The organism is Bacillus basilensis, assembly GCF_050630465.1.
GTDB classification, from domain to species: Bacteria; Bacillota; Bacilli; order Bacillales; family Bacillaceae_G; genus Bacillus_A; species Bacillus_A basilensis.
On sequence record NZ_JBNTQO010000002.1, the window covers coordinates 230,147 to 253,394 of the forward strand.

27 protein-coding genes are annotated in these 23,248 nt (G+C 36.2%); 21 read left to right on the plus strand and 6 right to left on the minus strand.

Annotation, left to right across the window (positions count from 1 at the left end; translation table 11 throughout):
• Positions 1 to 2: 2 nt before the first annotated feature.
• The 6 genes from xerD to corA all read left to right on the plus strand — a co-directional run bounded on the left by xerD (position 3) and on the right by corA (position 6,536).
• A complete protein-coding gene (gene xerD / locus ACQVV1_RS04645) occupies positions 3 to 893 on the plus strand; it encodes a site-specific tyrosine recombinase XerD (RefSeq protein WP_016135298.1) in 891 nt (296 codons plus the stop codon).
• A 143-nt stretch (positions 894 to 1,036) separates the two neighbouring features.
• On the plus strand, positions 1,037 to 1,780 hold the full coding sequence (locus ACQVV1_RS04650) for a FixH family protein (RefSeq protein WP_431168658.1): 744 nt from the start codon (positions 1,037 to 1,039) through the stop codon (positions 1,778 to 1,780).
• Positions 1,781 to 2,180: 400 nt separating this feature from the next.
• Complete coding sequence (deoB, locus tag ACQVV1_RS04655; protein ID WP_063223069.1) at positions 2,181 to 3,365, plus strand: phosphopentomutase; 1,185 nt, start codon at positions 2,181 to 2,183, stop codon at positions 3,363 to 3,365.
• A 12-nt stretch (positions 3,366 to 3,377) separates the two neighbouring features.
• Positions 3,378 to 4,199 (plus strand): purine-nucleoside phosphorylase, encoded by an 822-nt coding sequence (locus tag ACQVV1_RS04660; RefSeq protein WP_001078444.1) that lies wholly within the window; start codon positions 3,378 to 3,380, stop codon positions 4,197 to 4,199.
• Positions 4,200 to 4,206: 7 nt separating this feature from the next.
• Positions 4,207 to 5,511: a pyrimidine-nucleoside phosphorylase gene (locus tag ACQVV1_RS04665; protein ID WP_001243077.1), complete on the plus strand. Its 1,305-nt coding sequence runs from the start codon at positions 4,207 to 4,209 to the stop codon at positions 5,509 to 5,511.
• A 62-nt stretch (positions 5,512 to 5,573) separates the two neighbouring features.
• Positions 5,574 to 6,536 carry a magnesium/cobalt transporter CorA gene (gene corA, locus ACQVV1_RS04670; RefSeq protein WP_063223168.1) on the plus strand — a complete coding sequence of 321 codons (963 nt, stop codon included), beginning with the start codon at positions 5,574 to 5,576 and terminating at the stop codon, positions 6,534 to 6,536.
• A gap of 34 nt (positions 6,537 to 6,570) precedes the next feature.
• On the opposite strand, the gene ACQVV1_RS04675 is transcribed toward corA, so the two are convergent.
• Positions 6,571 to 7,860: an NCS2 family permease gene (locus tag ACQVV1_RS04675; RefSeq protein WP_309259288.1), complete on the minus strand. Its 1,290-nt coding sequence runs from the start codon at positions 7,858 to 7,860 to the stop codon at positions 6,571 to 6,573.
• A 134-nt stretch (positions 7,861 to 7,994) separates the two neighbouring features.
• Positions 7,995 to 8,666 carry an SIMPL domain-containing protein gene (locus ACQVV1_RS04680; protein WP_242252125.1) on the minus strand — a complete coding sequence of 224 codons (672 nt, stop codon included), beginning with the start codon at positions 8,664 to 8,666 and terminating at the stop codon, positions 7,995 to 7,997.
• A 159-nt stretch (positions 8,667 to 8,825) separates the two neighbouring features.
• On the opposite strand from ACQVV1_RS04680, the gene ACQVV1_RS04685 reads away from it, so the two are divergent.
• On the plus strand, positions 8,826 to 9,245 hold the full coding sequence (locus ACQVV1_RS04685) for a MarR family winged helix-turn-helix transcriptional regulator (RefSeq protein ID WP_061679124.1): 420 nt from the start codon (positions 8,826 to 8,828) through the stop codon (positions 9,243 to 9,245).
• Between the two features lie 102 nt (positions 9,246 to 9,347).
• Positions 9,348 to 9,893 carry a hypothetical protein gene (locus tag ACQVV1_RS04690; RefSeq protein ID WP_242252124.1) on the plus strand — a complete coding sequence of 182 codons (546 nt, stop codon included), beginning with the start codon at positions 9,348 to 9,350 and terminating at the stop codon, positions 9,891 to 9,893.
• Between the two features lie 24 nt (positions 9,894 to 9,917).
• On the opposite strand, the gene ACQVV1_RS04695 is transcribed toward ACQVV1_RS04690, so the two are convergent.
• From ACQVV1_RS04695 to ACQVV1_RS04710, 4 genes are read right to left on the minus strand one after another with little or no spacing between them, the layout of a single operon-like run.
• Positions 9,918 to 10,982 (minus strand): ABC transporter permease, encoded by a 1,065-nt coding sequence (locus ACQVV1_RS04695; protein WP_431168659.1) that lies wholly within the window; start codon positions 10,980 to 10,982, stop codon positions 9,918 to 9,920.
• Between the two features lie 12 nt (positions 10,983 to 10,994).
• Positions 10,995 to 12,053: an ABC transporter permease gene (locus ACQVV1_RS04700; protein ID WP_242252120.1), complete on the minus strand. Its 1,059-nt coding sequence runs from the start codon at positions 12,051 to 12,053 to the stop codon at positions 10,995 to 10,997.
• Positions 12,043 to 12,924: an ABC transporter ATP-binding protein gene (locus ACQVV1_RS04705; RefSeq protein WP_242252119.1), complete on the minus strand. Its 882-nt coding sequence runs from the start codon at positions 12,922 to 12,924 to the stop codon at positions 12,043 to 12,045. Before ACQVV1_RS04705 ends, ACQVV1_RS04700 begins: the two co-directional genes overlap by 11 nt.
• On the minus strand, positions 12,890 to 13,309 hold the full coding sequence (locus tag ACQVV1_RS04710) for a GntR family transcriptional regulator (protein WP_000548038.1): 420 nt from the start codon (positions 13,307 to 13,309) through the stop codon (positions 12,890 to 12,892). Before ACQVV1_RS04710 ends, ACQVV1_RS04705 begins: the two co-directional genes overlap by 35 nt.
• A gap of 166 nt (positions 13,310 to 13,475) precedes the next feature.
• Here ACQVV1_RS04710 and dacF point away from each other — a divergent pair, with 166 nt between their 5' ends.
• The 13 genes from dacF (at position 13,476) to spoVAF (ending at position 23,199) form a co-directional block, all read left to right on the plus strand.
• Entirely contained in the window at positions 13,476 to 14,666 is a 1,191-nt protein-coding gene (gene dacF, locus ACQVV1_RS04715) for a serine-type D-Ala-D-Ala carboxypeptidase DacF (protein ID WP_242252115.1), read from the plus strand.
• Between the two features lie 170 nt (positions 14,667 to 14,836).
• A complete protein-coding gene (gene spoIIAA, locus ACQVV1_RS04720) occupies positions 14,837 to 15,187 on the plus strand; it encodes an anti-sigma F factor antagonist (RefSeq protein WP_000059133.1) in 351 nt (116 codons plus the stop codon).
• Positions 15,188 to 15,628, plus strand: a complete 441-nt coding sequence (spoIIAB, locus tag ACQVV1_RS04725; protein WP_001243399.1) for an anti-sigma F factor — start codon at positions 15,188 to 15,190, stop codon at positions 15,626 to 15,628.
• A 12-nt stretch (positions 15,629 to 15,640) separates the two neighbouring features.
• Positions 15,641 to 16,399, plus strand: coding sequence for an RNA polymerase sporulation sigma factor SigF (gene sigF / locus ACQVV1_RS04730; RefSeq protein WP_063223077.1), 759 nt, complete (start codon positions 15,641 to 15,643; stop codon positions 16,397 to 16,399).
• A gap of 137 nt (positions 16,400 to 16,536) precedes the next feature.
• On the plus strand, positions 16,537 to 18,063 hold the full coding sequence (locus tag ACQVV1_RS04735) for a sodium-dependent transporter (RefSeq protein WP_431168660.1): 1,527 nt from the start codon (positions 16,537 to 16,539) through the stop codon (positions 18,061 to 18,063).
• The gene (locus ACQVV1_RS04740) at positions 18,063 to 18,161 is read left to right on the plus strand and encodes a methionine/alanine import family NSS transporter small subunit (protein WP_000016826.1); all 99 of its coding nucleotides are present in this window, start codon (positions 18,063 to 18,065) and stop codon (positions 18,159 to 18,161) included. Before ACQVV1_RS04735 ends, ACQVV1_RS04740 begins: the two co-directional genes overlap by 1 nt.
• A gap of 117 nt (positions 18,162 to 18,278) precedes the next feature.
• Positions 18,279 to 18,899: a stage V sporulation protein SpoVAA gene (spoVAA, locus tag ACQVV1_RS04745; RefSeq protein WP_063223079.1), complete on the plus strand. Its 621-nt coding sequence runs from the start codon at positions 18,279 to 18,281 to the stop codon at positions 18,897 to 18,899.
• Positions 18,892 to 19,308 (plus strand): stage V sporulation protein SpoVAB, encoded by a 417-nt coding sequence (spoVAB, locus tag ACQVV1_RS04750; protein ID WP_431168661.1) that lies wholly within the window; start codon positions 18,892 to 18,894, stop codon positions 19,306 to 19,308. Before spoVAA ends, spoVAB begins: the two co-directional genes overlap by 8 nt.
• A gap of 14 nt (positions 19,309 to 19,322) precedes the next feature.
• On the plus strand, positions 19,323 to 19,781 hold the full coding sequence (gene spoVAC / locus ACQVV1_RS04755) for a stage V sporulation protein AC (protein ID WP_242252111.1): 459 nt from the start codon (positions 19,323 to 19,325) through the stop codon (positions 19,779 to 19,781).
• Between the two features lie 13 nt (positions 19,782 to 19,794).
• Complete coding sequence (spoVAD, locus tag ACQVV1_RS04760) at positions 19,795 to 20,811, plus strand: stage V sporulation protein AD (RefSeq protein ID WP_063223082.1); 1,017 nt, start codon at positions 19,795 to 19,797, stop codon at positions 20,809 to 20,811.
• A 3-nt stretch (positions 20,812 to 20,814) separates the two neighbouring features.
• The gene (gene spoVAE / locus ACQVV1_RS04765) at positions 20,815 to 21,165 is read left to right on the plus strand and encodes a stage V sporulation protein AE (protein ID WP_242252109.1); all 351 of its coding nucleotides are present in this window, start codon (positions 20,815 to 20,817) and stop codon (positions 21,163 to 21,165) included.
• A gap of 5 nt (positions 21,166 to 21,170) precedes the next feature.
• The gene (gene spoVAEA / locus ACQVV1_RS04770; RefSeq protein WP_063223084.1) at positions 21,171 to 21,740 is read left to right on the plus strand and encodes a stage V sporulation protein SpoVABEA; all 570 of its coding nucleotides are present in this window, start codon (positions 21,171 to 21,173) and stop codon (positions 21,738 to 21,740) included.
• On the plus strand, positions 21,727 to 23,199 hold the full coding sequence (spoVAF, locus tag ACQVV1_RS04775; RefSeq protein ID WP_063223085.1) for a spore germination protein SpoVAF: 1,473 nt from the start codon (positions 21,727 to 21,729) through the stop codon (positions 23,197 to 23,199). The genes spoVAEA and spoVAF overlap by 14 nt, the downstream gene beginning before the upstream one ends.
• Positions 23,200 to 23,248 lie beyond the last annotated feature (49 nt).

The window sequence follows — 23,248 nt, forward strand, 5'->3', positions numbered from 1 at the left end:
GATTGGAAGATCAATTAAAAGATTTTATTCATTATATGGTTGTCGAAAAAGGGTTAGCGAAAAATACAGTAGTATCTTATGAACGTGATTTAAAAAGTTATGTAAAGTACTTGCAAAACGTAGAACAAGCGAAAAGCTTTCATGAAGTGACACGCTTGCACATTGTTAATTTTCTGCAGCACTTAAAAGAAAACGGAAAATCTTCAAAAACATTAGCACGTCATATTGCATCGATTCGTTCGTTCCATCAATTTCTACTTCGTGAACGAGCGGTAGAGCACGATCCATCCGTACATATTGAAACGCCGCAAGGAGAACGGAAATTACCGAAAGTATTATCAGTCGATGAAGTAGAGGCGTTACTTCAGACACCAAAAATGACGAGTGCTTTTGGGGTTCGTGATAAAGCGATGCTAGAGTTACTGTATGCAACAGGACTTCGTGTTTCGGAATTAATTGCCTTAAATTTAGAAGATGTACATTTGACGATGGGATTTGTTCGTTGCATAGGGAAAGGGAATAAAGAAAGAATTATTCCACTAGGAAGTTTAGCGACGGAAGCGATTCAAAAGTACATTGAAAAGGGAAGAAGAGAATTGATGGGTAAAAAAGTAGTAGATGCACTCTTTTTAAACCATCATGGGAATCGATTATCAAGACAAGGATTTTGGAAAATTTTAAAACGATTGGCGAAAGAAGCAAATATTGAAAAAGAACTTACACCTCATACATTGCGCCATTCTTTTGCTACGCACTTATTAGAAAATGGAGCAGACTTGCGTGCTGTGCAAGAAATGCTTGGACATGCAGATATTTCAACGACACAAATTTATACGCATGTTTCAAAAGCTAGATTAAAAGATGTATATAAACAGTTTCATCCGAGAGCATAGTTACTATGCTCTTTTTTCATAGATTCAAAAGGCTATAGTACTTCACAGAAACTTCACAAATATTTCGTACATTGTTTTCAGCAGAAGACTGGAATATTACAATGTATTTCCTCTATACTAAATAAGGTATGAAGGAGGAAATGATGATGAAAAAACTTATTATGACTTTATTTATCGCGATGCTAGCATTGGCTGGCTGTAATACAAACAAAGAAGAACCGAAAAAAGAACAGAAACTGGAAGCTGTAAAAGTAGCAGTTCAAACAAATCCGAAAGAAATTAAACCTCGTGAAAAAACAGAAGTACAAGCACTTGTTACACAAGGAAAAGAAAAAGTAACAGATGCTGATGATGTAAAGTTTGAAATTTGGAAAGCTGGCGACGAAAAGCACGAGATGTTAGATGGTAAGCATAAAGGAAAAGGTGTTTATGCTGTAGAGAAAACGTTCGAGACGGATGGAGTATACCATATTATCGCTCACACAAATGCGCGTGAAATGCATGTTATGCCAGAAGTAAAAGTGGCTGTAGGAAATGCGAAAGTAGAAGATGCGAAAAAAGAAAATAATGATCACGGTGCAGGACATGGCGATCATAAAAGCGATACAATGATCCACCTTATGGCTGGTGACATAAAAGCAAATGCTGAATCAACAATGAAAGTTCATTTAAAACAAAAAGAAGAAGCGTTAACTGGTGCTGAAGTACAACTTGAGATTTGGAAAGATGGTGTTGAAAAACACGGATTTATTCCAGCGAAAGAAGGAAATAAAGGAGAGTATGAAACGAAACATACTTTCAAAGAAAACGGTTCTTACAAAGTGAAAGTTCATGTTAGAAAAGGTGAACTGCATGAACATAAAGAAGAAACAGTAGAAGTAAAATAAAAAGCAGCTCTTTAGAGCTGCTTTTTATTTTTGTCCCGTTATTTGCGGGTTAATTAAAATTTCATTTTATATGAAGAAATAAATCATAAAATAATTAGCACTTCTGTGCATAATGGATTACAATAGAAGTGTGAAGAAAATGAGAAATTCTACGAAAATGTATTAAAAAGAAAGCGTAAACATGTTATGATATCAGTATCAGATGTCTGACATCTGACTTAGAAAAAACTAGAAATGTTTTTGCGTCGTTTCAAGGTAAACGAAATAGGTTAGAGAATGATTTAAAGAAGTACTGTTTGATAATGAGAACGAAAGATAATTCTTATGGAGAACAGTTTCACTTTATAGCGTTTTGAACATACTACAAGAAGTAGAACTGAACTTATAGGAGGTCGCAGTTATGAATAAATATAAACGTATATTCCTAGTCGTAATGGACTCTGTTGGAATCGGTGAAGCACCAGATGCTGAACAATTTGGTGATTTAGGATCTGATACAATTGGTCACATTGCTGAACATATGAATGGATTACAAATGCCTAACATGGTGAAATTAGGCCTTGGTAACATTCGTGAAATGAAAGGCATCTCTAAAGTAGAAAAACCACTTGGATATTATACAAAAATGCAAGAGAAATCTACTGGTAAAGATACAATGACAGGACACTGGGAAATCATGGGTCTTTACATTGATACACCATTCCAAGTGTTCCCTGAAGGATTTCCGAAAGAATTACTTGATGAATTAGAAGAAAAAACAGGCCGTAAAATCATCGGTAATAAACCAGCTTCTGGAACTGAGATTCTTGATGAACTTGGTCAAGAACAAATGGAAACAGGTTCTTTAATCGTTTACACTTCTGCTGATAGCGTATTACAAATCGCAGCACATGAAGAAGTAGTGCCGCTTGATGAATTATATAAAATTTGTAAAATTGCACGTGAATTAACGTTAGATGAGAAGTATATGGTAGGTCGTGTTATTGCTCGTCCATTCGTTGGTAAGCCTGGAAGCTTTACACGTACACCAAACCGTCATGACTATGCATTAAAACCATTCGGCCGTACGGTAATGAATGAATTAAAAGATAGTGACTATGATGTTATCGCTATCGGTAAAATCTCTGACATCTATGATGGTGAAGGGGTAACTGAATCGCTTCGTACGAAGTCTAACATGGATGGAATGGATAAACTTGTAGATACATTAAATATGGACTTTACAGGTCTTAGCTTCTTAAACTTAGTTGACTTTGATGCATTATTCGGTCACCGTCGTGATCCACAAGGATACGGAGAAGCTCTGCAAGACTATGATGCGCGTCTTCCAGAAGTATTCGAAAAACTAAAAGAAGATGATTTATTATTAATTACAGCAGACCACGGTAATGATCCAGTTCATCCTGGTACTGACCATACACGTGAATATGTACCTTTATTAGCATATAGCCCAAGTATGAAAGAAGGCGGACAAGAGTTACCACTTCGTCAAACATTTGCTGATATTGGTGCAACTGTAGCAGAAAACTTCGGTGTGAAAATGCCAGAATACGGAACAAGCTTCTTAAACGAGCTAAAGAAATAGGGGGATAAACAAATGAATCGTGAACTTATTACAAAATCAGCTTCATACTTAAAAGAGAAATTTCAAGAGACACCACAAGTAGGACTAATCCTTGGATCTGGACTAGGTGTATTAGCAGATGAAATCGAGAACGCAGTAACAGTACCTTATAGTGAAATCCCTGAATTCCCAGTTTCAACTGTAGAAGGTCATGCAGGTCAACTAGTATTCGGTACACTTCAAGGTGTAACAGTAGTAGCAATGCAAGGACGTTTCCACTTCTATGAAGGATACGATATGCAAAAAGTAACATTCCCAGTTCGTGTTATGAAAGAACTAGGTGTAGAAACAGTTGTTGTAACAAATGCAGCTGGTGGTGTAAATACATCATTCGAACCAGGCGATCTTATGTTAATTTCAGACCACATTAACTTCATGGGTACAAACCCATTAATCGGACCAAATGATTCTGAAATGGGTGTACGTTTCCCTGATATGTCTACATCATATACGACAGAACTTCGCGAAATGGCGAAACAAGTTGCAGCAGACTTAAATATTAAAGTACAAGAAGGTGTATACGTTGGAATGACAGGTCCTGTATATGAAACACCTGCAGAAATTCGTATGCTTCGTACACTTGGCGGAGATGCAGTTGGTATGTCAACAGTACCTGAAGTAATTGTAGCGCGTCATGCTGGTATGAAAGTACTTGGTATTTCTTGTATTTCAAATATGGCAGCTGGTATTTTAGATCAGCCACTTCATCACGATGAAGTAATCGAAACGACAGAACGTGTTAAAGCTAACTTCTTAGCATTAGTAAAAGCAATCGTAAAACAAATGAAGGGGTGAACTCATAATGAGAATGGTGGACCTAATTGCAAAAAAACGTGACGGACATGCATTAACGACAGAAGAAATTAACTTTATTGTTGAAGGATATACGAATGGTGATATTCCTGATTATCAAGTAAGTTCACTTGCAATGGCAATTTTCTTCCAAGATATGAACGATCAAGAACGTGCTGATTTAACGATGGCAATGGTAAATAGCGGTGATACAATCGACTTATCGGCTATTGAAGGGGTAAAAGTAGATAAGCACTCAACAGGTGGTGTTGGTGATACAACAACACTTGTATTAGGTCCATTAGTAGCCGCTTTAGGTGTACCGGTTGCAAAAATGTCTGGACGTGGTCTAGGACATACTGGTGGTACAATTGATAAATTAGAAGCAGTTCCAGGATTCCATGTTGAAATCGAAAATGATGAATTCATGCGTCTTGTAAATGAAAACAAAATTGCAGTTATTGGTCAGAGTGGAAACTTAACACCTGCGGATAAAAAGTTATATGCACTTCGTGATGTAACGGCAACAGTAAACTCGATTCCGCTTATTGCAAGCTCGATTATGAGTAAAAAAATTGCTGCTGGTGCAGATGCAATTGTTCTTGATGTAAAAACTGGAGCAGGTGCATTTATGAAAACAGATGAAGATGCAAAACGTTTAGCAGAAGCAATGGTGCGCATTGGTAATAACGTTGGCCGTAATACGATGGCTGTTATTTCTGATATGAGTCAACCACTTGGTGAAGCTATTGGTAATGCACTTGAAGTACAAGAAGCAATTGATACATTACAAGGTAAAGGACCGAAAGATTTAGAAGAGTTATGTTTAACACTTGGAAGTCAAATGGTATATCTTGCTGGACAAGCTTCATCTTTAGAAGATGCACGTGAGAAATTAATTGAAGTAATGAACAACGGTAAAGCGCTAGAATCATTTAAAACGTTCCTATCAGCGCAAGGCGGCGATGCATCTGTTGTTGATGATCCTTCTAAATTACCACAAGCACAATTTAAAATTGAAGTGGAAGCGAAGGAAGACGGTTATGTATCAGAAATCGTTGCAGATGAAATCGGAACAGCAGCAATGCTTTTAGGAGCAGGACGTGCGACAAAGGAATCTGAAATTGATTTAGCAGTCGGTTTAATGCTTCGTAAAAAAGTAGGGGACAGCGTGAAAAAAGGTGAATCCCTTGTTACAATTTACGCAAACCGTGAAAATGTGGAAGATGTAAAAGCAAAAATTTATGAGAACATGAAGATTGCTAACGAGCATGTAGATGCACCAACATTAGTGCACGGCATCGTTACTGAATAATAAAGAAGGGCCAGGGAGTATTTCTCCTTGGCTTTTTTTGCTATTTTTTGTTTATAATAATAATGGGTGAAATTATGATTAGAATTTGTGCAATAACAAAAACAGATGAAGTATTATATGATGTTTCGCTAGAAGAAACAACGAAAGACCATATTGTATGGTATTGGCTAGATTTATATAAGCCAACGAAAGAAGAGTATATATACATTTTACAAGATCATTTTAAGTTCCATCCCCTTGCAATTGAAGACTGTATAGAATATGTACAGAGACCAAAAGTTGATTTTTATGATGGATATAACTTTTTAGTTCTTCATGCATTTGGGGAAGATGGACTAGAACCGCACGAAATCGATTTATTTATAAGTGATCGTTATATTGTGTCTTTCCACTTTTCTCATAACAATGCAATCGAAAGAGTATGGAAAACACTTGGAGAAAAGAAGCGTATTAAAAATAGTCCTTTACACGTAGCCCATACAATTATCGACCAGATTGTAGATGACTATTTTGCGCCTGTATATTACATTGAGGATCATTTAAATGCAATTGATGATAATTTAACGGGTGAGACAGCAGGAAGTGTACTAGAAGAGGTATTTGATATACGTGCAGATTTATCAAAGCTAAGGCGTACAATCATTCCGATGCGTGATTTATTGTATCGTATTTTAAATTCGACTCGTTTTTACGGTATAAGTGATCATGAAATTTACTTTAAAGATATACATGATCATTTGCTTAAACTGACAGAAATGATTGAGGCAAGCCGAGAGTTAACGGCAGATATTCGAGATAGTTATTTTTCATTAAACTCACATCATATGAATAACATTATGAAAACATTAACTGTATTCTCGACTATTTTCATGCCGTTAACATTTATTGCCGGAGTATATGGAATGAACTTTACGCATATGCCAGAGCTTGGTGGACAATATAGTTATTTTATTTGTTTACTTATCATGGCGTTAATTGGCGGGGGAATGATGGCTTGGTTTTATAAAAAAGGTTGGTTTAAGTAAAAAAACACCGAGGAAAATTCCTCGGTGTTTTTACTTAACCAATAGCATGTAATACGAACATGGCTAAGAATAAGCATGTAATGATATACATAGACGGTGCGACTTCTTTACGCTTTCCAAGAGCAACTTTTAAGATAGGATAAGCAATAAATCCGAACGCAATGCCATCAGCGATACTATATGTGAGCGGGATCATGACGATAATTAAGAACGCTGGAAATCCTTCTGAAAAATCGTTCAGAGGAATTTGTTGAATGCTTGTAATCATCAGGCCGCCAATAATAATTAAGATTGGTGCAATGGCACTATCAGGAATTAGTTTGACAAACGGAAGTGCAAACAGTGATGCAAAGAATAACAACCCTGTAACGATAGACGTCAGACCTGTCTTTCCGCCTGCAGTAATACCTGCGGCACTCTCTACTGTCGATACGGTAGGGCTTGTGCCAAATAGACCACATGTCATTGCTGAAATTGCATTGGCTTGGTAAGCACGCGGGAATTTACGGTCATCTTCTAATAAACCGTGCAGAAGTCCCATGTTCTCAAAAATAAGCACCATGCTTAAGGAGAATGTTGCAATCCAAAACGGTAAGGAAGAAAGTTTGCCAAATGACATAGCTCCAAATACATCGCCGTAATTAGCGAATGAGAATGAACTATTTCCGATTTGACTTGTATCAACAAGACCAAATAGCCATGAGATACCAGTTCCTATTGCAATCGTCCATAAAAAGTTTCCACGTACGTTACGAATAAATAGTACAAGTGCAACGATAAGAGTAAGCACGGTCGCAAGAACGACAGGGTTACTTAATTTACCCATTGCAACAGCCGTATTTGGATTCGAAACGACTAAACCACCTTTTTGCAATCCGATAAATGCTAAAAATAATCCGATGCCGACAGTAATAGCTTCCTTTAATGACTTTGGAATTGATACTGAGAGCACGCGAGCGATTGGTGTAAACGCAGCAATTGCAAAAATAATACCAGAGATGAAGACAGCTGCTAATGCTTCTTGCCAAGCTAATCCGAGCGTATGCACAGCAGTGTACGTGAAGAATGCATTTACACCCATACCAGGGACAAGAATAGCAGGTGCATTTGCCCAAAATGCCATGAGCAGACATCCGACAAATGAACTGAAAACAGTTGCTAAAATTCCAGCTTCAAGAGGAATGCCAGCATCTGATAAAATTGATGCATTTACAATCATAATATATACGATTGTGAAAAATGACGTAACTCCAGCTAAAACTTCTTGTTTTGGTGATGTTTCGTGTAAACCTAATTTAAATGTACTTTCAAGTATTCCTTTCATGTTAAACCTTCTTTTTCATATCCCTCTCCCACCCGTGATATCTCTTTTGTAAGAGCTCACCGTCCTTTATTATATCAGAACATCATGTTTTTACAACAAGGAAAATGATAACGTTTACTTATAAATGAAATTATTTATAAATACGTAAAAATCGCTCGTATTGTGGAAATAATCTCTAGTTCTCCCGATTGAATGGGCGGGGCTGCCTGTGCATGTAAAGTAGCATAGGACGTCACTTCCCGTGGCAATTGGGCAGATTCTTCAACGAATGAGAGTGGAACAGGATTAATATTTAAATTGTATGTACTCGCAATAGCACGAGCTTTTTCTACCGCTTGTTGCAGAGCTTGAATGAGAGCTTGCTCATAATATTTATTTGGATGAGATATTCGAAACCGTAATCCTTTTGCTAAGTTTGCCCCATTTGAAACGGCTATATCATATACTTCCCCTGCTTTTTGGACATTTAAAACGGTAATTTCATACAAATGTTCCACACGATATCCTTGTAGTAATGCTTTATCGTTTATATATTCGTATTGGGGCGTAATCGTATACGAAATGGTTTCTATATTTTTGTCGGCAATCCCTAAGTGTTTCAGTGCATCTAGTAATTGTTTTGATTGCACTGCATTTTCTTCTTGTGCCTGTTTCACATTTTTATGATCTGTACGAATACCGATTGTTAATATAACAACATTTGGTTTTGCCTTTACAACACCTTCACCTTGCACCGTAATGGTAGCTTCTTTACCAGTATTAGCTGTACGTACGTTGTGTAAATAAGGGTTCATTCCACCTTGCATGTTCCATCACCATCCTTATTTATATATATATGTGTGAACAAAAAAGAAATTTGTATGAAAAAGTTACATAAATGGTAATGTTAAAGAAAGAAAGCATATACAACAAGGGTATTTATAGATTATAATATGTGTAAATATGATAAAAAAGGGACGAGGCTAGTGAACGAAAAAAGAGAAACACTGATTTTAGAATTATCCGGATCATTTCGAAAGATGATACGTTTATTACAAAATGATATTAATACACGTTTTGCAGAACATATGCCATACAATGAATTTTCTGTATTACGCGCGTTATTTTTAAACAGTCCACAGATGGCTTCGCAAATTGCGAGTGAAGTAAACGTAACCTCCAGTCATATTACAGCTGTTACTGATCGTCTCGTACGAAAAGGGTTTGTAGAAAGAAAGCGTTCAAATTCAGACCGTCGTATCGTGTACTTAGAAATTACAGAACACGGAAGAGAAGTAACTGAAAAACTTGAAGCTGTGCGTAAAGAATATTATAAAGATAGATTTAAAGGTTGGAGCGACCAAGAAATAGAAATGGTGTTAGAGTTATTTGGTCGCGTATTATAATAAATGAGGATAGGGAGCGGAAGCTTTCCTATCCTTTTTCTTTTGAATAAAAACATTTTGAAACTCCAATACTTTAATTAAAAAGAATCGGAGTGAAAAATTATGAAACGTATTTGTACGCTTTTCATTATGATTGGAAGTTTTTTCTGCTTTCATCAATTCGCGGATGCTGCAACGCCTCTTCAAGTCGTTCAAAAAGAATTACAACATATTTCAAATAAGCAACCTGTTTTATATTCAAAACTATGGATTCGCTCTATGCAGAATACAATTTTATTTCATCATAGCGATAACATTCGGCATGAAGATACGATCAGTAATGTAAAAAAGTCTTCTCTTGTAAAAGTAAAACAACTTCCACTTCAGAAAGCATCGCAGTACATCCCGAGATTATCACAATATATTTCTAAGTTTGAGGCTGAAAATGTACAGGTGTATTATGTTGCAGCTCGCTATGAAGTGAAAAAAGAAAATCCATATCAGTTAAATGGTATGAATTATTTTATGCAAGTATTTATTCAACAAGGGGGAGAATGGAGAATTGCTGAAAGTATAGTTGCTCCAACAGATCAAATTGTGGCAAATGGTGACGGGTTTGGAACGAAGCAAGAAAAAGACTATGGGAAAAGAAGAGAGAATGTGAAATAACCTCCTCAATAAGAGGAGGTTATTTTATTTGAAATTCCAAGAGACTTTCCATTTTAATATTTTAGGTAGGAAGAAATACGTAATGAAACTAGTTACTAAAAATCCGATGTAGAAACTAGCCAATGAATGAGTACTACTTAATGTTAAACCTCCAACGATTCCAATAGTTAAAATAGCACATAGGATAACTGCTTTTTGTAGTCTCGGGTATAATATGAAGTTACCATTTCGCTCATTGACTGAACGGGCATATAAATATATACCGAGTGGTAATAAAATAATAATATGGGCAATAGGTCCAATCAATGTTTTGGCTGAAGGAATGTATGAAAAATTTGGTTCATCATGACGAACACCTTTAGGATCGGTGTAAGCATTTTGTGGATTGTAATCAAATACAATATTAAATCCTTCTGCTGGGCTAGAAACACGTATCTTTTCCGTCATATTGTTTATTTTAGTATAAATCTTTTCCCCATCCGCGTTTGAATGAACACTAATCACCCCTACGATAAGAGATGGAAGTAAGAATGGAAAAACGATTATGATAGCAGTGATAATTCCCTGGGATACGATATTTCCAGCAAGTGTTCCTATACATAATGCAAGTGTATAAATAGCAATTAGTACAATTAACATATATAGAAAGTACGTATGGAATGGGGAAAAGATTTGATATTTATTATGAAAAGTCAACTTTTTCATAATAGCAAATAGTCCCCAGTTTAAAACGACAACAGCGGCGATATTACAGATTCCAAACAACCACTTTGTTATATAAAGGTGCGAACGTTTAAAGGGCATAGACCATAACAAGTCGCTAGAGTTATTTTGCCTTTCCCATCCAATTAAAGTACAGGCTAGAACGATAAGTATACTACCTAACAACATGACAGGTTCTAAAAGTGTTAAATTAAAGTGGTAATGATATATATAGTTCCACGCTTTGTTCATCTTTAAATATTGTTGTTGTTCAATAGAAGCCATATAGTACATATATGATAAAGTATAGAAACTGCTGAGCCACAATAGCCATACAACATATTTACTTTGTTGATACGTTCTTAGCCATAATGCTTTTTGAAACATAGGATTCCTCCTTTAAAAAACTTTATAATTTGTTAGTCGTGATAATATAACATAAGTAATGATTCCAGCTATAAAAAAACTGATATAGTAGCTAGGTAAGAAATTAAATTGATTCATTTTATAGCCACCTAATAGTGCAAAGTAAATGCTTGTCCCCCATATCCATATTTTTAAATGCTTTTGGAAAATAAATATCTTTTGACTGTTTTCATTTGGTGATCGTGAATATAAATATGCGCCGAGTAATAGGTTAACTATTGTATAAAAAATAGGGACTAACATCGACTTAGCCGAATAATATTGATAAGATGCTGGATCTCTTAAAGTGGTTGGATCTTTTTCTTTCTTTCGTGATGTTGAATCATAGTCGTAAGTGATAGAAAACCGATATATTGGTGCAGCTATATTTGTTTTTTGATTGATTTCATAAAGTTGTTGATATAAGTTATTATTTTTAGGAGCTATAGCATCTAAATGTTGTATTGTAAGGGTGTAAGCTAATGACATGAATGTAAGCCCCATTAGTAGCCACGGAATACAAAAAACGACTTGTGAAACGATGCTTCCAGTAAACGTACCGATGCATAATGCAGCCGTATATACTGCAACATAAGAAACAATTGCATAAAGAAAGTATCGATGAAACGGACTAAATGATTGATACTCAAAATGAATGGTTGTTCTATAAATAACGTACATAAGGATCCAGTTTACAAGGAGAGACCCTATAATCCAGAATGAACCAAAAGCCCATTTAGAAAAGAAAATATCTTTTCTTGTAAATGGCATTGCCATTAGGGTATTAGACTGTTTATTACGCTCCCATCCTATAAATAGACAAGCTAAGCAAATAATAAGAAAAGTTAGCCAAACACTATTACCTGTCTTTGACCAAAATTCATAATAGTAATAGAACGTTCCCTTTTCTTGCAATCTATAATAATTAGAAAGTTGTAGCTCGGCTGCTTTATAGTAGCCAAAAGATAACAAGTAAAGCGAACTAAAGAAGAATAGTAACACAGCATATTTCCCGCGTTTCCAATTCCACATCCACAACGCCTTATGAAACATACCCATCCTCCTCCAGTGTCGTAACGAAGACATCCTCAAGTGACATTGTTAATTCTTCAATGAGTATAGGTTGCTCTTTATAAAACTTCTCTAGTGTTGTAGCTACATTTCCCTCGATTAAGATTGTATATACTTTTCCTGTTTGGTTTAATATTTTAATATTGCTTAAGTTTTCTAGTTTTTGAGGTAATGAACGTTCGTAAGCTACTTGTATTTTTGCAAATCGTGATTTTGCATCGTCTAGTGATGTAATAGAAGATATAGTATGACCTTTTAATATAATGATTGTATCTGCAATTTGTTCTACTTCATCTAAATGGTGAGTTGAGATGAAAATCGTAATCTCTTTTTCTGCAACTTCTCCAACGAGAAACTGTAAAATCTGTCTTTTCACGATAGGATCAAGTCCGTTTGTCGGTTCATCTAAAATGATATATTCTGCTTTTGTAGAAACAGCTAAAATAATCGCAAGTAGTGCTTGCATTCCTTTTGAATAACTACGAATTCGTTTGTTTGGTAAGTTAAAACGTTCTAACAGTTCGTAGAAATAGGCTTCATCAAATGCGGTGTAAACAGCTTTATAAAACTTTACAATTTCTTTTACTGTATATCCGTTCAGTATGTTAGTAGAATCCGGGACATATACGATTTTTTGTTTTGTGCCAGGATTCTTATGAATGTCGGTATCCTCATATGTAACAGTTCCTACATCAGGGTCTAAAATGCCGACCATCGTACGTAATAAAGTTGTTTTCCCTGCGCCGTTTCTTCCAAGTAATCCGATGATACTTCCTCTTTGTAATGTGAAAGAAACATCATCTAAAATCGTTTGATTATCAATCGTTTTCTTCAAGTTTGTTACTTTCAACATCTGCATTTCCTCCAATCTCTTTATAGTATGAATCTATCCAATCATGAATTTTATCTTTCGTAACACCAAGATAAGAGGCTTCTAATAGTAATTGATGAAATTGCTTTTCAACCATAGCGATTTTCCTTTCGTCTAATGTTGGGGTAATCGATTGGGATACAAATGTTCCTTTTCCTCGTAATGTTTCAATAATCCCTTGTCGCTCTAACTCTTGATACGCTTTACTCACTGTATTTGGATTGATAACGAGTAAAGAAGCGAGTTCGCGTACAGAAGGAAGCTTGTCACTTGGAGCTAACATGTTTTTTAATACGAGTTCTTTTATATTCTGAACAATTTGTTCCCATATCGGAGTGTTGCTTCTTGGATCAAGTTGAATATGCAAGAGCAATGTCTCCTTTCTAGCATGTATTAGGTGTACTACTTCATGTAATACACTTAATACAATATAGGCGATGAATATATTTGTCAACCGAAAATATTAGAAAAATATGGTATTAAAAAATAATAAATTGGAAAAAATAGGTCTGATATAGAATGGAGGGTTAGTCATGAAGCGAGTTTTTGGAATACTTGTTTGTTTCATGTTATTGCTTTCTGGTACTTCAGTTAGTTTTGCACAATCTGAGAAGACGAAGCAGGAGAAAACAGAAGAAACAACGCCTAAGTTAGCAGAACAAGCATCATCAGCAATTGTAATTGAACAAGATACAGGTAAAGTTTTGTTTGATAAAAATCCAAATGAGAAGTTACCACCTGCTAGTATGACGAAGATTATGACAATGCTATTAATTATGGAACAAGTTGAAAAAGGAAAACTAAAACTGACCGATAAAGTTAGAGCGAGTGAACATGCAGCTTCAATGGGTGGATCACAAATCTTTTTAGAGCCTGGAGAAGAGATGACTGTAAATGAAATGCTAAAGGGTATTGCCATTGCATCAGGGAATGATGCATCTGTTGCAGTAGCGGAGCATATCGCTGGTTCAGAAGAAGGTTTTGTAAATATGATGAACAAAAAAGCAAAAGATTTAGGATTGAAAAACACTCATTTTCAAAATCCGACAGGTCTTCCGGCTAAAGACCATTATTCCACAGCAAATGATATGGCTATCATGGCGAAAGAATTGATGAAGTACCCACTTATTCGCAAATACACAGGTAAATACGAAGACTATTTACGTGAAGATACGGATAAGAAGTTTTGGCTCGTTAATACGAATAAGTTAGTGCGTTTTTATCCTGGAGTAGATGGTGTGAAAACGGGCTTTACGACAGAAGCAAAATATTGTTTAACAGCATCGGCTGAAAAGAATGGGATGCGCGTTATTTCAGTTGTTATGGGGGCACCTACATCGAAAGAACGGAACAATCAAGTAACAAAGCTTCTTGACTACGCATTTGGTCAATATATGACAAAGAAATTGTATACACGAGGCGAAAAAATTAAGACTGTCCAAGTAGGAAAAGGGAAAAAAGAAAAAGTAGATTTAATTGCGTCAGACAATGTGTCTCTTCTTATGAAGAAGGGCGAAAGTATGGACAAAGTAAAGCAAGAAGTAATTGCTGAAAAGAAAGTGAAAGCGCCGATTAAAAAAGGTGACGCACTTGGTACACTTGTTATTAAAAAAGATAAAGATGTTTTATTAAAACAAACAATTGTAGCAAAAGAAGATGTTGCAGCAGCGAGCTGGTGGGAGTTATTTAAAAGAAGTTTTGGGATGTTTTCAACATCAAAATAGCGGCAAACATTTTGCCGCTTTTCTATTCGTATGTAAGTAAATAATTGCTGAATGGTTTCACTTTATGACGAAATAGTTCTTCTTTTGTCGGTAGGAAGGATTCTAATGTTGTATCACGAAAATCTTTATGTATGTAAATGAGTAAAGTTTGAGCATAAGGAGGAAATCGTGTGAGTCTTTCCATGCAATTAGAAGTAAAACGTGACGTCTTATGTGTGAGACTAGCGGGTGAATTAGATCATCATACTGCTGAAGAGTTGCGAACGAAAGTAACAGATATGATTGAAACACATGGTGTTCATCATATTGTTTTGAGCCTAGAGAACTTATCGTTTATGGATAGTTCTGGTTTAGGTGTTATATTAGGCCGATATAAGCATGTAAAGGGATTAGGTGGAGAAATGGTTGTTTGTGCAATTTCACCGCCTGTTAAACGTTTATTTGAAATGTCGGGCTTATTTAAAATCGTTCGCTTAGAAGAAAGTGAAGCGCATGCGCTCGCGACGTTGGGGGTGGCATAAATGAGAAATGAAATGAACCTTCAATTTTCAGCATTAAGTCAAAATGAATCGTTTGCTCGCGTTACAGTAGCTGCTTTCATTGCGCAACTTGACCCAACGATGGAAGAACTTACGGAGATTAAAACAGTTGTGTCAGAAGCAGTTACGAATGCAATTATTCATGGGTACGAAGGAAATGCAGAAGGTGTTGTTTATATTTCTGTAATTTTGGAAGAAGCAATGGTGAAACTCACGATTCGAGATGAAGGGATTGGCATCTTTGATTTAGATGAAGCGAGACAACCCCTTTTTACAACTAAACCTGAATTAGAGCGTTCCGGAATGGGATTTACTATCATGGAAAATTTTATGGATGAAGTAGAAGTTATTTCAAACGAATCTTTCGGGACAACAATCCATTTGACAAAATACTTATCAAATAGTAACGCTCTATGCAATTAAGGAGAATAGCCTATGGACATAGAGGTCAAAAATGAGAAGAAGAAACCTCAGTTAAAGGACCACGAGCTAAAAGCGTTAATTCAAAAAAGTCAAGATGGAGATCAACAAGCAAGAGATACAATCGTTCAAAGTAATATGCGTCTCGTATGGTCGGTTGTGCAGCGTTTTCTTAATCGCGGATACGAACCAGACGATTTATTTCAAATTGGATGTATTGGGCTCTTAAAATCGGTAGATAAATTTGATTTATCTTTCGACGTGAAATTTTCAACATATGCAGTTCCAATGATTATTGGCGAAATACAGCGATTTTTACGTGATGATGGATCAGTGAAAGTAAGTAGGTCTTTAAAAGAAACAGGAAACAAAATTCGAAAGATGAGAGACGAGCTTTCGAAAGAATTTGGAAGGGCTCCAACGATTAATGAAGTAGCCGAAGCGTTGGAACTAACGCCAGAGGAAGTGGTTCTGGCGCAAGAAGCGAGTCGTGCCCCTTCGTCCATACATGAAACGGTGTATGAAAACGATGGAGATCCAATCACTATTTTAGATCAAATTGCAGATCAATCAGAAACAAAATGGTTTGATAAAATTGCTTTAAAAGAAGCAATTAGAGAATTAGATGACCGAGAACGTTTAATTGTGTATTTACGCTACTATAAAGATCAAACGCAATCAGAAGTAGCGGAACGAATAGGCATTTCGCAAGTACAAGTTTCAAGACTTGAAAAGAAAATATTAAAACAGATGAAAGATCGAATAGATGAATAGCTATCTATTCGATCTTTTTTTATGAATTTAATAGGAGGGGATTGTAAACTTTCTTAATAATTAACAGAATTTATTGATAATTTAGTAAATTTAAAATATAATCCAAGTATGAACTTGTCACAAAGGGGGAAGGGAATATGGAAACGAGGCAACAATGGGGAACGAGGGCAGGATTTATTTTCGCAGCGGTCGGCTCTGCCGTTGGATTAGGAAACATATGGCGTTTTCCTTATACAGCGTATGAAAATGGAGGAGGCGCATTCTTTTTACCGTACTTATTCGCATTATTAACGACAGGTATTTCATTATTGGCGTTTGAATTTGCTCTTGGGCATCGCCATCGCGGTTCAGCACCACTTACATTTTTCCGTATTCATCCGCGTGCTGAATTTATTGGATGGTGGCAAATGTGTGTAACGTTTATCGTTTCAACATATTATGCAGTAATTATTGCTTGGTCTATTTCCTATACATATTTTGCAATTACTGGTGCATGGGGGAAAGACACGGAATCATTTTTATTTAAAGAATATTTACAGGTTGCAGATAAGCCAGGACAATTTGGAGGGCTTGTACCAGAAGTATTAATCCCGTTAGCTCTTGTTTGGATTATTGTGCTTGGTGTTGCATTCAAAGGAGTTAAAAAAGGAATCGAAGTCGTTAACCGCATTTTCATTCCTTTACTAGTTGTTATGTTCCTTATTATCGTAGTTCGTGCAGTGACGATGGAAGGTGCGATGCAAGGGTTAGATGCATTCTTCAAACCAGATTGGAGTCGTATTTTTGATGGGAAAGTATGGCTTGCAGCTTATGGCCAAATTTTCTTTAGCTTATCTTTAGCATTTGGAATTATGATTACGTATTCTAGTTATTTACCAAAAAACTCAGATACAACAAATAATGCTTTTATTACAGGATTTGCAAACTCAGGATTTGAATTATTAGCAGGGATTGGGGTTTTTGCAGCTCTTGGATTTATGGCAAATAATATGGGAGTACCGGTTGATAAAGTAGCGAGTGCTGGTGTAGGACTTGCGTTCGTAGTATTCCCGCAAATTATTAATGAATTACCGATGTCACCATTATTTGGCGTATTATTCTTCTTATCGTTAACAGTAGCGGGAATTACATCACTTATTTCACTTGCAGAAGTATGTTTTGCTGCCGTATCTGAAAAGTTCAGCCTAAGCCGCCAAGAAACAATCGGAATTATGGGGACGCTTCTCGTACTAGTTTCTCTTGTTTTTGCAACACGTGGCGGGCTTATGTTCCTAGATGTTGTTGATTACTTCGCTAATAACTTTGGATTAATCACAATTGCATTAGTGGAAGTAGTTACGATAGGGCTCATTCTACGCCGTTTACCAGTTTATCAAAACCACGCAAACTTCGTATCTGATATAAAGTTAGGGACGTTTTGGAGAGTGAGTTTACTCGTTATTACCCCGCTTATGTTAGGGTACATGTTAATTGATGGCACAATCCAAAATATTAAAAAGAACTACGGAGACTATCCAACGGAGTTTGTCGTAACATATGGTTGGTCAATTGCAGCAGCGTTCCTTATCGTTGCACTAATCATTAGTCTAAAGAAATGGAATGCACAAATACATTCAGATTCTGCTAAGCTTGAAAAAGAATGGAAAGATCGAGGTGTTTCATAATGAGTGGATCAGCAATTATGATGATGGTGATTGGTATAGTAGTCATTTGGGGAGGACTCGCATTAAGTATTGCAAATTTATTTAAGAAAAAGGCATAAACTAAAAAAACATCTGTACCGAAATGGTACAGATGTTTTTTTATGAAAAAATTGTATTAGAAAAAAATTCAATAACCATACTACAACTACGAGGAAGAGTGAAGAGGTGAATGAAAATTGGAACAAACAATTTATATCAAAATGCGTAATCGATTAAAAGTTTCTCCTACGTATGAAGTAAAGCTGGGTGATGTTGCTCAACTTGCTGGAGATGCTCTGGTAGTTCAGTCGTTACAGGATGAGGTAGTTTACAAAATAACAGCGCATGATAAAACGCATGTTGTAATTGATGTTATGAAAATTATTGAGATTATTCAACAAAAAGCGGCCCATATACAAATTAATTTACTCGGTTCTGGACAAACTCTTGTTGAAATTATATATGAAAAAAAGAAAGTACATCCGATTTTCTTCGGACTTGTATGGTTGTTACTTTTCATTGGAGCAGCCCTTGCGATCATTTATTTCCATGAAGATGTAAGTATGCAACAAGTACATCAGCGGTTATATTACATGATTACGGGAGAATTTAAGGCGCAACCACTTCTATTTCAAATTCCTTATTCATTAGGTCTTGGATTAGGTATGGTCTTATTTTTTAATCATGTATTTCAAAAGCGAATTAATGAAGAGCCGAGCCCGTTAGAAGTTGAGATGTTCCAATATCAGCAGTCACTGGATCAATATGTAATTGTCCATGAAAACAAGGATAATATGAAACAACTTACCGATGATTGAGTCTGGGCTTGTTATTTTAATTGGTTTAGCGGGAGGAATTGCAGTAGGTAGCGGATATGTCGCATTTTTAGCTGTACTTGGAATAATCCCCCGCTTAGCTCAATTAACGAGAAGTAGAAAGCATATTCAATATTTTGAGTGGGCGGTTATTGCAGGTACGTTAACAGGGGCTTGGTGTAGCTTGAAAAATGTTACATTTCAAACATCGCAATATTGGCTTGTTATATTAGGCATATTTTGTGGCACATTCATTGGAATGCTTGCGGCTGCATTAACAGAAGTGTTAAATGTTTTACCTATTTTAGCGAAACGAGTAGGGGTAGAAGGGAAAATCGTTGTTTTACTCGTTGCTCTTGTACTTGGAAAAGTAATAGGCTCGTTGTTTCACTGGATTTATTTCGTAAAGTAGGAGGCAATATATAAATGACAGGGCGAAAACTAAAGGATGATTACATAAATAAAGTGAAGGAGTACCATCCAAAACCAAACTATTTCATAAATTGTGTTAAGGCATTTCTTGTAGGCGGATTCATTTGTACTGTCGGAGAAGTATTGATGAAATTTTATATACATTATTTTCATTTCAGTGAACAAGAGGCAGGAAATCCGACAGTTGCAACTCTTGTATTATTATCAGCGATTTTAACGGGTTGTGGTGTATATGATAAAATCGGTCAATTTGCTGGAGCAGGATCAGCCGTACCTGTTACAGGATTTGCGAATTCTATGGCGAGCGCTGCGCTAGAACATAAGAGTGAAGGAATTGTGCTTGGGGTTGCTACAAATATGTTTAAGCTTGCGGGAAGTGTTATCGTTTTTGGGGTCGTTGGTGCATACATTATTGGATTAATAAGATATACATTTCAAATTTTGATGTCCTAAAGGAGGGGCTAGTATGAGGTTGACAGGAAAACAAACGTGGGTATTTCAAAATGATATTTATGTGAATGCAACCGGTACTGCCGTTGGTCCAAAAGAAGCTGAAGGACCTCTTGGAAAGGATTTTGATATTTCATATGATGATTTACATTGCGGAGAGGAAAACTGGGAACTTGCTGAACGAAGATTAATGTCAGATTCTATTCAACAAGTTGTACAAAAAGGAAATGTAGAAACATCACAAATTGATTTCTTTTTAGCGGGCGATTTATTAAATCAAACAGTGACAGCAAATTACGTTGCGCGTAAGTGGGGGATTCCTTTTTTAGGGATGTTTAGTGCTTGTGCGACTTCGATGGAGACTTTAGCGGTTGGATCAGCCTTTATAGATGGTGGATTTGCAAATCGTGTCTTAGCGACAGTAAGTAGTCATAATGCAACGGCTGAAAGACAGTTTCGTTATCCAACAGAGTATGGGGGACAAAAACCGGGAACCGCAAATTCCACTGTTACAGGTGCAGGATCTATATTAATTAGTAAGGAAAAAAGTGCCATTAAAATTACGGCAGCTACGATTGGAAAAGTGCAAGACTTAGGAATTGCGAATCCTTTAGATATGGGATCGGCGATGGCGCCGGCTGCTGCTCATACAATTCAACAACATTTTGAAGATTTGAAGAGAAGTGCAGCTGATTATGATTTGATTGTTACCGGTGATTTATCAGCTGTTGGGACACCAATTGCGAAACAGCTTTTACTGGAAGAAGGTTATGATATTGGGCATATATATAATGATTGCGGATTAATGATATATGATTCCGGTCAAGAAGAAGTATTTGCAGGTGGTAGTGGCTGTGCTTGTTCAGCTGTTGTCACATATGGTCATTTATTAAGTGAGATGCAAAAAGGGAATTTACAACGGATTTTTGTCGTTGCTACTGGTGCGTTATTAAGCCCGATGATGATGCAACAGAAAGAAACAATTCCAACAATTGCACATGGTGTCGTATTTGAGAGAGTGAAGGGAGAGTGAATTGTGGATTTTATATATGCATTTCTTGTAGGAGGCGCTATTTGTGTAATTGGACAAGTATTGTTAGATTTCGCAAAGTTAACACCAGCTCATTTAATGGCTACCTTTGTAGTCGTAGGAGCAGTTTTAGATGGATTCGGGCTGTACGATAATCTTATAAAGTTTGCTGGTGCTGGTGCGACAGTTCCTATTACAAGTTTTGGACATTCACTATTACATGGGGCAATGCATGCGGCAGAAAAACACGGATATATAGGGATTGGTATGGGTATGTTTAATTTAACGTCTGCAGGCATTTCTGCAGCGATATTATTTTCATTTTTTGTAGCACTTATATGTAAACCGAAAGGATAAATCAAATGAGACGAAGGGTTGTTTTGGTCACAGATGGAGATGAATATGCAAAGCGAACAATTGAGCTTTTAACGAAGGAATTTGGGGGAAGGTGTATTTCAGCATCACAAAGTAATCCAACCAAATTGACAGGGAAGAAAGTTGTTGAGCTTATTATGCAAACGCCATATGACCCTGTATTTGTCATGTTTGATGACAGCGGATTTATTGGAGAAGGATCTGGTGAAAAAGCTTTAAAATATGTAGCCACGCATAAACAAATTGATGTACTGGGGATTTTGGCAGTAGCGTCTAATACACATCATTGGGAATGGGCACGTGTAGATGTAAGTGTAGATCGAAATGGGAATTTAACTGAATACGGCGTTGACAAATTTGGACTTCCAGATGGTGAAGTTGGCAGAATTAGTGGAGATACAATTTATTGTTTGGATGACTTGAATGTTCCTGTCATTGTTGGTGTCGGTGACATTGGTAAGATGTGTGGAAATGATGAATGGGAGAGAGGGTCACCTATTACTAGAAAAGCGATTCAATTAATTTTGGAAAGGAGTGGTTTTTATGACGAAGCCTAAAAAGGTAGAAATCCCTATTTCATCTTTCATAAGTGATAATGAAAATTACTTAAAGCAAACAGCTGGACTGGGTATTACATACGATGTTGGCATTCGTAAATTTCAAATTTTAAATAAAGAAATTGGTGTGTTATTTGTAAACGGACTTTGTGATACAAATTATATTATCCCTATTTTAGAAGAAGCGGTGGATACTAATGAAATAAGAGATGTAGAAGAAGATACAGTGAAGCTTTTAGAGAATCGTTTAATTCATCAACAAGTAAGTAAAGTGAAAACGATGGATGAGGTAATGCTTCAAGTATTATCAGGACTCATTATTATATTTGTGGAAGGAGAAACGGAAGCTTTTGCGATAGATGTTCGTAGCTATCCAGGACGAACACCAACAGAACCAGATACAGAAAAGGTAGTACGTGGTGCAAGGGATGGATTTGTTGAAAATATCGTTGTAAATACAGCATTAATTCGTAGAAGGATACGTGACCCACGTCTTCGAAATGAAATGATTCGAGTAGGAGATCGATCACAAACGGATATTTGTATTACATATGTACAAGATGTTGCAAATCCGGATTTAGTTAAGATTATAAAACAAGAATTAAATAACATTGAAGTAGACGGGATTACGATGGCGGATAAAACGATAGAGGAATTTGTAGTTAAACAAGGCTATAATCCCTTCCCGCTTATTCGATACACAGAAAGACCAGATGTAGCGGCAAATCATCTACTAGAAGGACACGTGCTAGTACTTGTTGATACATCACCGAGTGCTATGATTACTCCAACAACATATTTTCATCATTTACAGCATGCAGAAGAGTTTAGACAAAATCCAGCTGTAGGTACATTTTTACGTTGGGTACGTTTTTTAGGTGTTATATTTTCGCTGTTCTTATTACCATTTTGGTTAGTTTTTGTATTTGATCCAACTCTTTTACCAGAAAGTCTTGCTTTCATTGGACCAAACAAGATGACGCACTTACCAATTTTATTACAAATTTTGATGGCTGAAATTGGACTTGAATTTTTAAGGATGGCGGCCATTCATACACCGACATCATTATCATCTGCAGCAGGATTAATTTCTGCCATATTAATTGGTCAAATTGCAATTGATGTAGGTTTGTTTGTACCAGAAGTAATTTTATACGTAGCAGTTTCTATGATTGGAGCATATGCAACACCGAGTTATGAACTAGGGCTTGGGAATAAAGTCGGAAAGCTATTCGTCATTATTTTGACAGGTATATTTCATGAAATGGGATTCGTAGTCGGAATGACGATATTGATTTTATTTTTAACGTCTATAAAAAGTCTGCAAACACCGTATTTATGGCCGTTTTTACCATTTGATTGGGGGGCATTAACAAAAATTCTACTCCGTCCAACGATGTCTAGTTTAAAAGTGCGCCCAAGTATTGTAAGACCTCAAAATGTAAGAAGGCAAAAATAAGCAGGATTAATCCTGCTTATTTTTTTATCGAAAATTTATTGTTTTTTAA